This is a genomic window from Colwellia sp. D2M02 (genome assembly GCF_018860755.1).
Lineage (GTDB): Bacteria > Pseudomonadota > Gammaproteobacteria > Enterobacterales > Alteromonadaceae > Colwellia > Colwellia asteriadis.
On the sequence record NZ_JAHKPW010000058.1, the window covers coordinates 168761 to 182042 of the forward strand.

Here is a 13282-nt window from a genome sequence, read left to right on the forward strand (position 1 = left end):
AATCACAACAATGACAAGTCAGCAAACACCATTGCAATTACAACAGCAAGCTAACCAGTGGCTCGAGTTACAACGAACAGGGCTAAATGCAAAACAACAACAGGCATTTTTACGTTGGCTAAACGAAAGCTCGGATCACTACGATGCTTATCAACAAAGTCAGCAAGTTGACCAGCTACTTGCACAATTAGGCGAGGGTAAAACCGCTGCGATTAATAAAGCAGTTACACTTTCTCCTATTCGAAAAGTGTTGGCCATCGCTGCCAGTGTCACAATTTTAATGGTCAGCCTAACTAGTTACTACTTTGGGGGAAATACTGATTCCAACTTTACTGCTAACTATCAATCTGCTCGAGATGAACAAATTGACTTTAATCTTCCTGATGGTAGTAAGCTTAGCTTAGATGCACAAACACAGCTTGCCTTAGCGTTTGATGCTAAGCAGCGCGTGAGTCATTTAAGCCAAGGTAGGGCGTTATTTGATGTGGCAAAGAACCCACAGCGGCCTTTTATTATTAATACAAATAGAGCCGATATTACCGTATTAGGCACACGCTTTAGTGTTGATAGCAAAGTTGACAGTACGCGAGTTAGTGTAGAGCACGGGCGTGTAAAAGTGCAAAGCACTCGCTATGGGGAGCCTGCAGTTGAATTAGTACAGGGTCAACAAGCAGTGCTTAGTGAGCACGGTGTTGAAGTACTCAATATGAATCCACAACTTGTTGATGCTTGGCGTAGTGGTCGTTTAGTCTTTAATAACGTGCCATTGAACGAAGTATGTGCAGAATTTAGCCGTTATCACGATGCTAATTTTAAGTTTAGCGAGCATAGCGTTAGTAGTATGATGCTATCTGGTACCTTCAATGCGTCAGAGCTCGATAATTTTTTAAATTTATTGCCACATGTTTTGCCCGTAAATATTAAAAGCAATAATAATCAGGTGGTTATAAGTAAAAGTTAAGTGTGACTTAAAATAACCGCAAAAAAAATCAAAAAAACATTGAGGGATTCGCATTCTCATTCGTTTTCATATAAACACATTTGCTCTATATGGAATCATTGTAATGTTCACCTCCACGCAACACAGCTTAAAGCTAACCACTCTTACCCTTGCTTTAGGACTGCTTTTAGCTCAGCCTTTGGCTGCTCAAACTAGGGCAAACCTAGTCAGCTTTAATATTGCTCAGCAGCCACTTAGTCAGGCGCTTAATCAACTTGCTGAGCAAGCCAATATGAGCTTAATTGCCGACGCAAGTTTGTTGGTAAACATACAAGCGCCTACGTTAGATGGCCAAAGAACGGTACGTGATGCTTTAACGAGAGTCTTACAAGGTACAGAACTAACTGCTGAAATAGTGGGTAATAATATTATTCTTAAAGCAGCTGACACCACAGCCGAGAGTGATGTTGCCATTGTTGAGTTGCCTGCTTATTCAGCCAGTCTTAATGAGCCACGACGTGATATTGAAGTTATCGTAGTTAAAGGTCAGCAAATTAACCTTAATCGCGAGCAATTAGAGCGTACCAAGGGTAGTTCAAACTCAGATATTTTCTCAACCCATACCAGTATTGAAGCAAACAATATACGTAATGAAGCGGGGGCGCTTGATATTGGTATTCGCGGTGTACAAGGCGAAGGGCGAGTACCGGTGTTTATTGATGGTAGTTTGCAATCAACTCACACTAACCGTGGTTATATGGGCACATCTGATCGCAGTTACATTGACTCAGATTTTATCAGCACAGTTTCTGTTGAAAAAGGCTCATCGGTTAAGGGCAGTTTATTCAATGCTGGTGCTATCGGGGGGACGGTTAATATTACCACCTTAAACACCAACGATATTCTTAAATCGGGTCAAAGTGTCGGTGCGTTAATAAAGCTAAAAACATACAACAATAATCACACTCCAACTGTTAGCGATGATGCTAACCAACAGCAGTATTACCAGGTTCGCAATAATAATAGTAGTAGTGATTTTGATAATGGCGGCATTATGGCTGCTGGCGCCTATCAAACAGACAAGCTTAAAACCGTTTTTGCTTACAGTAATAAAAAAATTGGTAACTACTTTGCGGGCAAAAATGGTTATGACCACTTTGTTGAAGAATACCCGTGGGGGCATATATTGCCGCCAGTCAACCAAGGTGGAGAAGTGGTAAATACCAGTTTTGAAAGTGAATCTTACCTCGCCAAAGTACAGTATGCCTTTAATGATGAGCATGAAATAGAGTTAAATACTCGTCATCATCAACAAGAAGCTGGTGAAATGCTGACTTCATACTGGCATAAGCAAAGAGAAGGTGATTTTTGGATATTGCCAAATGGTGAATATGGTGAAGTGCCTGCGGGCATTGAAACTATGCCACAATGGGAGCCAGGTACCGCTAAAGTTAATAGTGCTAGCGCTTTGTATCGTTATTTACCAGCCAACAATGCATTAGTTGATTTGAAAGTTAACGCTTGGGCAACAGAGGCCAAGTTAGCGCAATATAATGCCTTAGGGAGTAACTTTGGTCCAAATGCTCTGCAGTACTTTCATGAGTACAGCAATCAACGTCAGGGTTTAGGTATCTATAATTCATCATCTTTTAACCTCGCCACTATACCAACTACCCTAATGTATGGTGCGTCTTGGCAAGACGAAAACCTAAAGCCAAAACCAGGATCAGTAGAGGATTTTTACGGCGACCTCACGACCTCACGTGATGGTAAACAAACCGTGCGCAGTGTATTTGTTAATGCACAAATTGATTTAGAGCCAGTTGAACTGTCGCTTAACCTGAACCATCATGACTCAAAAACGACAGATAACCAGACGGGGTTAAGCCAAGAGTTTGATCCTAAAACCGATATAACGGCACAGGTTTATTATAGTGTGCTAAGCAATACCGCACTAAAATTTAAATATAGTAAAGCTTATAGAATGCCAAACCTCTATGAAACCACGGTTTCTAATGAAGTGTTTTCATACTCTCCGTATTACCCTGTAACACCTGAAAATACTAATACTTTTGAATTTGGAGTTGAGAGCAGCTTTGTTAATACGCTAACGCCCGGAGATAAGTTAACGCTATCAGCTAGCTATTTTGATACGCGTATTGAAAATATGCTAGCTACTGGAAATTTACCTAATAAAGACCCTAATGCAACAGAGTGGCAAACTTCTGCTTATACCTTTACTAACTACGATTCATTTGAATTACCAGGGATTGAACTTAGCATTGATTATCAAGGCGACCTATTTTACAGCACGCTTTCATATACCAATTATACAGATATAGAAATGTGCTCTAGTGAGTATGCTGAGCTTGAAGGCGTTGAAAAGTGCAATAATCAGGGGTTTTCAGGTAGCTTAACACCGCTACGCATTCCACCTAAAAGAAATCTTGTCGTCTCGCTTGGTAAGAAGTTATTAAACGATAAACTCGATACGGGCTTTATTTACAAAGGCCATTCTGCCAAAGAACACCCCGGTGGCTTTTTAAGTGGTACTGGCGCAAAAGCCGTTAAAAAAATTCCAGCCAGTTATCAGCTTGATTTCTATGTTGACTATCAATTTAACGACACTATTAGTGGTTACACCACAGTAACCAATTTGACTGATCGCTATATCGTTTCATCTGGTTCAATTGTTGCTATGCCTGAGCCCGGACGTACGATTACTCTAGGTCTTGAAATCAAAATATAAAGTGCTAGGACAGTTAAACCGCGGCTCAAGCTTGTTTATATCAAAGAAAAAATACTTTTATACAAGTAACAGCACAGTAAAAATTATTGTTATAAACCACCAAAACACCGTTAAGGAAGTAAAACATGACAGCAGCAGTAAGCGCCTCATCTCGGGCACTAGCACTTCGACAAGGCACTGCCGATTTACATGACAATATCGACAAAAGCATTATGGAAAAAGACCCATTTGCGAATGTTGATAATTATGTGAAATTTTTATCACTACAATATTATTTTTTAAAAGATGTCTCCGCACTCTATGAGCATACACAATTAAGTAAACACATTGATGATTTAGTTTCACGTCGCCGTCTTGGCTTATTAGAACAAGACTTTATTGACTTAGAATGCAGGCTTCCGACTAGCACGCTTGTGCCACTTATTGATAATAATACCGACCTAGCAACTGCGCTTGGTTGGCTATATGTTGTAGAAGGCTCAAAAGTTGGTGCTGCAATGTTAGGAAAACAAGCGCAAGCTCGTCTACACTATACAGGAGAGTTTGCTGCACGTTATTTAGCTGGCCCAGGGGCTGGACGTGGCAGCGCATGGCGTCACTTAGTGCAATTAATTGACACTATTGAATTAACCGCAGCACAAGAGCAAGCACTGATTAATGGTGCTCGCCAAGCGTTTACCCGTTTTCAACTTTATCAGGCACAAGTTTATTCATGAATTTAAAGGTAACTTTAGTCTCCTATAAAAATATTGGTTACCAACTACTGGGCTTAGCTCTGGTTGGATTGGGCATTATTGGTATTGTTTTGCCAGTAATGCCGACCACTATTTTTTTCATTTTGGCATTGGCGTGTTTTACACACTCATCGCCAAAACTGACGGCTTGGTTACTCAATCACCCTCGCTATGGCGCAAGTTTGCGTCATTGGCAGGCACATAAAGTAGTGCCGATAAAAGCGAAATGGTTTGCTGGAGCGAGTATGCTCGCAGGGTTAATTATTTTATCTTTAAGTAATGCACCTTGGTGGGTTGTGAGTTTAGTGGCCGCAATAGAGGTTATTATTATGATTTACCTAGTTGCTCGGCCATCACAAGTGCCTCAAAATGAGCTTCAACATTGATACTTATCACGCTTTATTATTTGATATAGCAGGCTACATCATTAAATCGGCTTATGGCTGCAGCATCTAAAAGACTACTTCGAACAACTACCTTCAATATACAACACCACTAAAAAGGAAAAAACTATGCAAGCAAAAAATCATCATGGCTTGGTAGTTTTTCAACAGTGCGGGTAATGAGGGTTTTCAAGCTTGTCATTAAGTCGCTAAGTTGCTCTTCAGATAAGGTATCAGCTAAAGTGTGATAATCCTCAGGAATAATGCCTTGCCCTATCATCACTTGTTGCCATGCTATTTCAGTGAATAAATCATCAGGCTTACAAAATACATTCCCTGTTTTTTTAAATAACGCTATTTTATTGGCTAATGATGGTGGCACTTGCATGCGCTGACAGGTACGCCAAAACTCACTGTCGCCTCGGTTGTTGAGTTTGTAGTGCATAATAATAAAATCACGAATAGCTTCTAACTCAGATTTTGCTTGGCGATTAAACTCATCAACGGCGGCTTGTTCAATACCATTATGTGGAAAAAACTTTAACAAGCGTATCGCTGCCGTTTGAATTAAGTGAATATTAGTCGACTCAAGGGGTTCGAAAAAACCACTAGATAAGCCAATAGCAATCACGTTGTTATGCCACTGCTTACGACGACGGCCTGTTTTAAAGGAAATAACTCGAGGCTCCCCTAGCGGTTTGCCGTCAAGGTTATTGAGTAATTGCGCTTTTGCTTGTTCATCACTGAGGTGTTTACTTGAGTAAACTAAACCATTGCCGGTTCGGTGTTGCAGTGGAATACGCCATTGCCAACCAGCAGCATGTGCACTAGAGCGAGTATATGGTTCAATAGGTGTTATTTTTTCGCAAGGTACGGCAATAGCACGATCACAAGGCAACCAATGAGAGTAATCTTCAAAACCAGTATTGAGTGTTTTTTCAATAAGCAATGCGCTAAGGCCGCTACAATCAATAAATAAGTCTCCTGTAATCTGCTCACCGTTTGCTAATACTAGGCTTTTGATAAAGCCAGTGTCGTGATGTTGATTAACGTGCATCACTTTTCCTTCAATACGCTTTACGCCCATGCTCATCGAGTGCTTTTGAATAAATTTAGCGTATAAACCTGCATCAAAATGGTAAGCATGAGCAATACCCGGTAGGTTTGTGTTAGGAATATTATGAATAGGTGCAAACTTGTTTTGTTTAGCTGCCTGATAGTTAAGTGAGTAATCCCAAAAACTCTTATGAGCGTTTACTGGCATAGCGTTATTTTGTTGCTGTTCCTTTAGCCAAAAATGATGAAAGTCACAGAATGCGAATTTTTTTCCTATGCTGCCAAAGGCGTGCATATAGCTATTATTGTGTTGACCCCAGTCAGTAAACTCTATACCGAGTTTTATGGTTGCTTGAGTTTCTTTAATGAAGGTTTTTTCATCAATACCTATTGCACTATTAAAGTTAACAATAGGGGGAATACTCGCCTCGCCAACACCAATGGTGCCAATATTATCAGATTCAATTAAGGTAATATTTAACGACTTACCTAAGGTTTTTATCAACAATGCGGCTGTCATCCAACCTGCGGTGCCACCGCCAACAATAACGATATTTTTGATTGTGTTTTTAACGCGACTATTAGTTTTATTTTGTGCATTATTTTGAGTGCTATTTTGCATTCGCGAACCTTCCTTAATAGTGTTATTAACGTTCATGCTTTTATTTAGGTTTATAGCCTGTCATAAAAAAAGCCCTAATAATGCAACATTACAAGGGCTTTTGAAGAAGTATTAAAAGACTGCTATTTACATTTTGTAGCTAAAGCCTAAAAGGTAAGTGCTACCGTAGTCTTGGTAGTCGCGTACTTGTAGAGCATTATCACCCTGTAATGAGGTAAATGGCTCTTCAGTTAAATTATAACCTTGTAAGAAAATAGATAAGCCTTCTAAGCTTTCAAAGCCACCTTCACCAAAGTCATAACCAATTTGTGCATCCCAAATTGTTTCACCCATAATATCTACTTGCACAGTATCAAAACCTAAGCCGTAAACATCACCTTTAAATGCCCCACGCTTACGCATACTTGCTCGTGCTGAAAATCCATTTTTGTCGTAGTAGAAGGTAGCACTGGTGATACTGTCAGATAAGCCTGGTAGCTCATAGTCGTTATCATTTTGATCTTTCATGTCTGACTCAATGCCAGTGTAGCTGGCAATAATACCAAAACCATCAAGGCTTTCATGAACCATGTTAAAAGGTAACGTTGCTGATAATTCATAACCCCAAAGTGTGCCGTCACCGCCATTCACTTTACCGTTACCTGTACCTGTGGTTGTAGCTGGCAATTCACCTGTAGCAGGGTCAGCAATGCCCGTCATATCAACTGCGTAGCTGCCGTCAAAAATCCAATTTTGTAAATCTTTATGAAAAAGAGCTACAGCAAAGTAACCTTCTGCACTGAAATAATTTTCATAAGATAAATCTATGCCAATCGCTTCTTTGGGCTCAAGTGCAGGGTTACCACCAGATACACTCCAGTAGTTACCTTCACTGTCAGGTTGTTGATTGTATGTTGCATTAAATGAGGCATTCATTTCATCTAAACGGGCACGTGAAATTGTTTTAGCCGCGCCAAAACGTAATGTTTGACTATCATCAATTTGCATTGATAAGTTTAAGCTCGGTAAGAAATGATGGTAGTCATGACTAACATCGGTAGGCTCTGCGACTACTAAGCCGTCAATCGTATTAAAAGCACTACCTTGTGAAGATTGCTCAGTATAAACGTAGCGAACACCTAAGTTACCCGTTACTGGCATACCTGCAATTTCAGTGGCTAATTCAGCTTGCGCAAAAGCAGACATTACTTTCTCATTAACGGTCCATGATTTAGTCGCATGTTTTGGATCCGTTAAACTTTCTTGCAATAAATCATAATAGCCATCGTTAATTAAGCCCATTGTGTCATAGGCAATCATATCGCCCATGCCAATAAAGTCTAGGTTAGCTGTGCCTAAACGATATTGCTCTGGTACTGATAACATGCCGGTATTATCAGGGTAACTAAAGCTACTTAGGGTCATAAAATACCCCTCTGATTTTTTAGTTTTTTCTCGTTCACGATAGGCAACACCGTAGGTGATTGCTGAAATGAAGTCAGAATCAATATCTTGGCTAGCCGCAAATTTTAGCGACATAAGTTCATCATCAATAGTTGGCGTATTGATAAAACCGTCTTGTAATTGGTTTTCGTATTCTGTGCCTGTTACACCGTATTTATCATTAAGTGCACCACTCCAGCCCCAGCTTAATGGACCACCTAGTTGAATTAGGTTGTAGTCACTGTAGTCTAAACCGTGGGTAAATTTTGCCCCAGTATTACCCGAGTCAAAGGTGTAGCCTATGTCATCAGCAACACCTCGGTTGTCGCCTCGGCCAGTACCAGCGTAGCTTTCTACACTGTAAACGTCACGCTCAACTTTTGAGTAACTAGCATCAAAGTCTAAGGTCCAGTTATCGTTAACTGCCCAATTGGTATTAAAACCAAATGACATCAGCTCGGCATCACGCTCTTCGTAATCGTTACGTACTAATGCTCGTTGTCCTTGCGTTGTTGCGCTCGTTATAAAGCCTGTATCAGCGTCAATGGTAACGCTATCGGGAGAAATAGAGCCTTGGCCCCAAGCAAACGGTACTTCAATGCCACGTAATATTTTGGTATCTAAAAAGTCGACATATAAGGCATCAAATGTCATTTTTAAATCATCTCTTGGCGCAGCTTCAATAACAAGCATAGCTGAGTCACGCTCTAAGGTAGAAGAACGAACGAAAGGTTTCGCCCCTCCTAAAATAGAGCCTTGTGAGCCGTCACTGTATTCAAATTCAGGATAACCCCAAGAATTCCAACGTTTTTCTTGGTTAGGTGAAGTCATGGTTGTATAAGCAAAGGCAACACCTAAAGTGTCATCTGCAAATTGGTCCATGTAAAAGAATGTGCCCTTTAAGCCATCGTCATCACCATTAGGGTTTAACTTCTCAAAACTGGTTTTTTCATAAGTGCCGTTAAATTGAATAACACGGTCATCTTGGCTTAAAGGCTTGATAGTTTGTAAGTCAATAACACCTGCAATACCTTCACCTTCTAGGCTGGCATTAGGGGTTTTATAAACGGTAACACCGCTCATTATTTCAGATGGGTATAGGTCAAACTCAACGCCGCGGTTGTCACCAATAGAAACTTGTTCACGACCATTTAAGGTTGTGCCGCTTTCATTTTCACCAAATCCGCGAATACTTACTTTACTTGCACGACCGTCAATGCGCTGCGCAGCGAGACCCGGTAAACGAGCGATAGATTCTGCAATAGAAGAGTCAGGTAACTTACCAATATCTTCAGCAGAAATGGCTTCAACTACACTCGATGAATATCGCTTTAAGTTAATTGATTCAACAAGGCTTTTACGAAAACCTTTTACTTGTATTACTTCAACAGCTTCTTCTGCTTTTTCCTCTTGGCTTTTGGCTTCTTCGGCAGCAAAACTTGTAGCGCTTAATGCCATTAAGCCACTTGAAAGTAGAGCTAATGACATTTTGCTTGGTTTAAAATGTAACATTGAATATTCTCCCCTAACCATCCGTGAGTTATTTATTGGCTAAGTCCTATCAGCCTAATAATTATATGCTTGTGTAATGTTTTATATTTATATTGTGATTGTTGTCATGCGCCTTTATGGGTGGCTACTATGTCAACAACTTTAATATAAGGCTACAGCTAATGCTTAGATACTACATGCATACGTATTCATAAGGGTGGGGCGGTATTGAATACGTATGCAACCTAACGCTAAGCGTTTTTAGTTTTACTTTTTCACCGTAAATTAGTGAACATATTATTTTCAGCTAAATGAAGAACGCCATGAAAAAAATTTCTCTCTATCTACAACTCTTGTCTTTAAGCATATTGTTAGCTGCTTGTGATACCAAAGCACCAGTGGCAATTGAAGCTGTTGATACGTCAAGTAATATACAAGCCTTAGCTAAAGGATTTTCTGCGCACTGGCTAACGCCTCAAATTATTCTCTTACCTAAACAACAAACGAATAATCGTTACCAGTTAACTAAGCTAGCCGCTAATACTGTTGATACTGTGGCGTTAACGGCAACCACACTTCCAAAGAAATTAGCAGAAAAATTTCCACACCTTACTGGCTTTCAGTCTTATAAAGTAAATATAAGCAATGAGTTAGCTAAGCAGTGGCTTAAGCATTCACTCGTTATTACTTCATTGGATGCCGACAAACAACTAATCGCAGCAACGTATATACAAACAGGGGCTGTTATTGATGCCTTATATACCAGTGTAGACAACGATGCTGATGAAGTGACTGATTTAGGGGCAAACATTAGTGAGCAAGGCGTTAGTTTTAAATTATGGGCTCCAACGGCACAAGCAGTGTCTGTGCTATTGTTTGATGAAAACCTACAAGCCATGCCTAACGCTCAGCTAGCCATGATCGAAGATAGTAAAACAGGTGTTTGGCAAGTGACCACAGGTGATGAGGCAAGTTATGCCTATTATCAATATCAGGTACGTGTTTATCACCCAGCGTCTAAAAAAGTAGAGACGCTACAGGTAACAGACCCATACTCGCTAAGTTTATCGGTTAATAGTGAGTACTCGCAGGTTGTTAATTTAAATGATGCTACAACTCAGCCAAGTCATTGGGCTGAACACAGCATACCCAGAGTAAAAAATATTGAAGATAATATTTTTTATGAAACCCATATTCGTGACTTTAGTGCTAACGATCCAAGTTTAACTAACCCTAAATTTAAAGGTAAATACAAGGCTTTTAGCGAAGAAAACTCTGATGGTATGCAGCATTTGAAGGCGCTACAGGCCTCGGGGTTAAATAATATTCATTTATTACCCACATACGATATAGCAACGGTGAATGAAGAGGCGAGTCAGCATATTGATATGGCTGACAGTCTAGCGAAAGTGTGTACTATTGCCGCTAAAGCGAGTATTTGCCAACAAGACTATAATGAGCAGCAAACGCTTAAATCGCTATTAAGTAGCTATGCAACTGACGGTAAAAAAGCGCAACAATTAGTGAGCGAATTACGAGCAGTTGATAACTATAACTGGGGCTATGATCCTTTGCATTACACCGTGCCAGAGGGCAGTTATGCCGTTAATGCTCAAGGGGTTGCACGCTTAGTAGAATTTAGAGAAATGGTACAAAATCTACATGAGCTAGGTTTTAGAGTGATCATGGATGTTGTTTATAATCATACTTATGCTTCAGGGTTAGATCCTAAATCGGTATTGGATAAAATAGTACCTAACTATTATCACCGTTTAGACCCACTAACAGGCGCTATTGAGCAGTCAACTTGTTGCGACAACACCGCGACAGAGCGTGTGATGATGGAAAAGCTGATGATAGACTCTTTAGTGATTTGGGCACGTGATTATAAAATTGATGGTTTTCGTTTTGATTTAATGGGACATCAGCCTAAATCGGCAATGCTTAAGGCACGAGAAGCAGTGCGCAGTGTTGATAGTGATACCTATTTTTATGGTGAAGGTTGGAATTTTGGCGAAGTGGCTAATAACAACCAGTTTGTGCAAGCGAGCCAATTAGAGTTAGGCGGCAGTGAAATAGGCACTTTTTCAGACCGATTACGTGATGCCGTGCGCGGTGGTGGCAATAATACCCGTGCTACACAGGGCATTGGTAACGGACTGCTAATGCAAGCTAATGAACTACAAACAACAGCGCAAAGCCAAGCAAGTTATGAGTTATTAATGAACCAATTACGTATTGGTTTAGCTGGAAATTTAGCGGATTTTCCGATCACGGATAAACAAGGTAGGCCATTATTAGGGAAAGATGTTCCTTATGGCGACCAACCAACAGGCTATGCTAAGGATCCTGCGGATACGATTAATTATGTTTCTAAACACGATAATCAAACACTGTGGGACAATAGCCAATATCGACTAGCCTTTGATGTGTCAACGCAAGATAGAGTAAGAATGCACTTACAAAGCTTGTCATTTGCTTTATTTGCTCAAGGCATACCCTTTGTTCATATGGGCTCAGAGTTTATGCGTTCAAAATCATTTTTACGTGATAGCTACGATTACGGTGACTGGTTTAATCGCGTGGATTTTTCAGCACAAGAAAATTACTATGACGTTGGCTTACCACCAGCAGAAAAAGATCAAGCTAACTGGCCGCTTATTCAGCAAGTGCTTTTAGGGCATGAAGGGCGAGATAAGGTTGACGCTGAAGATATTGCCTTTAGTAATCAAGTGTTTCAGCAAATGTTAGCGATACGAATGAGTACGCCATTATTTAGACTAACCACAGCGCAAGAGATTATTGAACAAGTAAGCTTTTTAAATATTGCTGGTGCCAGCCAAGATGGCTTGTTAGTAATGCAAATAAAAAGCGGAGCGACACAGGAAAACAGCACTCTTGATGACAAACATAACTACCAAAGCGTTATAGTAATATTTAATATTAGTCCTAAAACACAGCGCTTTAGCTATAGTGGCGCAAGTACTTATATTTTACACCCACTACAGCAAGCAGGAATAGACGAGCAAGTTAAAGCCAGTAAAATCAGTGCCGATGAGTTTGAGGTACCTGCTTTATCTAGCGCGGTATTTGTTAGTTTAAAAGCATTGCATTAATACCTTACGCGAATACCTTAGCGCGTTAATAGCTTATGAGAATACCTTACGAGAGTTAATACCTTGGCACGTTAGCACCTAGGCACGTTAATACCAATAGATTAGAGTGCTAGGTAACTCGAGTTCCGGTTATTAAGTTTTCATTATTATTTTTTTGAAATGATGCTAGGCTTTATTTTCAAGTAAACCTAAAATCAGGCTCAGTTATTTATTAAGGAGAATATTATGTCTTACATTGACGGCTTCATTGCAGCAGTTCCGACGATCAATAAAGATAAATACATTGAACATGCAAAACTTTCTGCCGTTGTTTTTAAGGAGCATGGCGCATTAAAAATAATGGAAACGTGGGGAGATGACGTACCTGATGGCGAGTTAACTTCGTTCCCGCTGGCGGTGCAAAAAAAAGATGACGAAACGGTAGTTTTCTCTTGGGTAACTTGGCCATCGAAAGAAGCGCGTAATGTTGGCTGGCAGGCGATTATGGAAGACCCAAGAATGCACCCTGACAATAATCCCATGCCATTTGACGGCAAGCGATTAATTTATGGCGGTTTTGAGACACTTATTAGCGAGTAAAGCTAACGGGTGCTTACAAGCTATAGTGTTGACTTGAAACAGTATAGCTTGTTGTTGAAGTCGCAATGAAAAAGGGACTGTTCTTATCAAACAGTCCCTTTTTTAATTAAGCTAAATTAGCTTGCTTTAACCTAACCTAACCTAACCTAATCTCACTTAACTTAACTTAACTTAACTTAACTTAACTTAA

At 40.1% G+C, this 13282-nt stretch carries 8 protein-coding genes; 6 read left to right on the forward strand and 2 right to left on the reverse strand.

Annotated elements, in window-relative coordinates:
- The first annotated feature begins 10 nt into the window (after window positions 1-10).
- The 4 genes from KO495_RS10230 to KO495_RS10245 all read left to right on the forward strand — a co-directional run bounded on the left by KO495_RS10230 (window position 11) and on the right by KO495_RS10245 (window position 4809).
- A complete protein-coding gene (locus KO495_RS10230; RefSeq protein WP_215980302.1) occupies window positions 11-961 on the forward strand; it encodes a FecR domain-containing protein in 951 nt (316 codons plus the stop codon).
- Window positions 962-1064: 103 nt separating this feature from the next.
- Entirely contained in the window at window positions 1065-3689 is a 2625-nt protein-coding gene (locus KO495_RS10235; RefSeq protein ID WP_215980303.1) for a TonB-dependent receptor, read from the forward strand.
- Between the two features lie 125 nt (window positions 3690-3814).
- On the forward strand, window positions 3815-4405 hold the full coding sequence (locus tag KO495_RS10240) for a biliverdin-producing heme oxygenase (RefSeq protein WP_215980304.1): 591 nt from the start codon (window positions 3815-3817) through the stop codon (window positions 4403-4405).
- Entirely contained in the window at window positions 4402-4809 is a 408-nt protein-coding gene (locus tag KO495_RS10245; protein WP_215980305.1) for a YbaN family protein, read from the forward strand. Before KO495_RS10240 ends, KO495_RS10245 begins: the two co-directional genes overlap by 4 nt.
- Before the next feature lie 124 nt (window positions 4810-4933).
- On the opposite strand, the gene KO495_RS10250 is transcribed toward KO495_RS10245, so the two are convergent.
- Window positions 4934-6484, reverse strand: coding sequence for a tryptophan halogenase family protein (locus tag KO495_RS10250; RefSeq protein WP_215980306.1), 1551 nt, complete (start codon window positions 6482-6484; stop codon window positions 4934-4936).
- A gap of 126 nt (window positions 6485-6610) precedes the next feature.
- On the reverse strand, window positions 6611-9418 hold the full coding sequence (locus KO495_RS10255; protein ID WP_215980307.1) for a TonB-dependent receptor: 2808 nt from the start codon (window positions 9416-9418) through the stop codon (window positions 6611-6613).
- A 302-nt stretch (window positions 9419-9720) separates the two neighbouring features.
- Between KO495_RS10255 and pulA the strand changes: the two genes are divergently transcribed.
- The gene (gene pulA, locus KO495_RS10260) at window positions 9721-12513 is read left to right on the forward strand and encodes a pullulanase-type alpha-1,6-glucosidase (protein ID WP_215980308.1); all 2793 of its coding nucleotides are present in this window, start codon (window positions 9721-9723) and stop codon (window positions 12511-12513) included.
- 225 nt (window positions 12514-12738) lie between these two features.
- Window positions 12739-13092, forward strand: coding sequence for a DUF1428 domain-containing protein (locus tag KO495_RS10265; RefSeq protein WP_215980309.1), 354 nt, complete (start codon window positions 12739-12741; stop codon window positions 13090-13092).
- The last annotated feature ends 190 nt before the right edge of the window (window positions 13093-13282 follow it).

What these genes read in the sequence shown, in the direction of transcription:
- KO495_RS10235 (WP_215980303.1), top strand. Translation starts at nt 1,065, where the DNA reads ATGTTCACCTCCACGCAACACAGCTTAAAGCTAACCACTCTTACCCTT.
- KO495_RS10230 (WP_215980302.1), top strand. Translation starts at nt 11, where the DNA reads ATGACAAGTCAGCAAACACCATTGCAATTACAACAGCAAGCTAACCAG.
- KO495_RS10265 (WP_215980309.1), top strand. Translation starts at nt 12,739, where the DNA reads ATGTCTTACATTGACGGCTTCATTGCAGCAGTTCCGACGATCAATAAA.
- KO495_RS10240 (WP_215980304.1), top strand. Translation starts at nt 3,815, where the DNA reads ATGACAGCAGCAGTAAGCGCCTCATCTCGGGCACTAGCACTTCGACAA.
- KO495_RS10250 (WP_215980306.1), bottom strand. Translation starts at nt 6,484, where the DNA reads ATGCAAAATAGCACTCAAAATAATGCACAAAATAAAACTAATAGTCGC.
- KO495_RS10245 (WP_215980305.1), top strand. Translation starts at nt 4,402, where the DNA reads ATGAATTTAAAGGTAACTTTAGTCTCCTATAAAAATATTGGTTACCAA.
- pulA (WP_215980308.1), top strand. Translation starts at nt 9,721, where the DNA reads ATGAAAAAAATTTCTCTCTATCTACAACTCTTGTCTTTAAGCATATTG.
- KO495_RS10255 (WP_215980307.1), bottom strand. Translation starts at nt 9,418, where the DNA reads ATGTTACATTTTAAACCAAGCAAAATGTCATTAGCTCTACTTTCAAGT.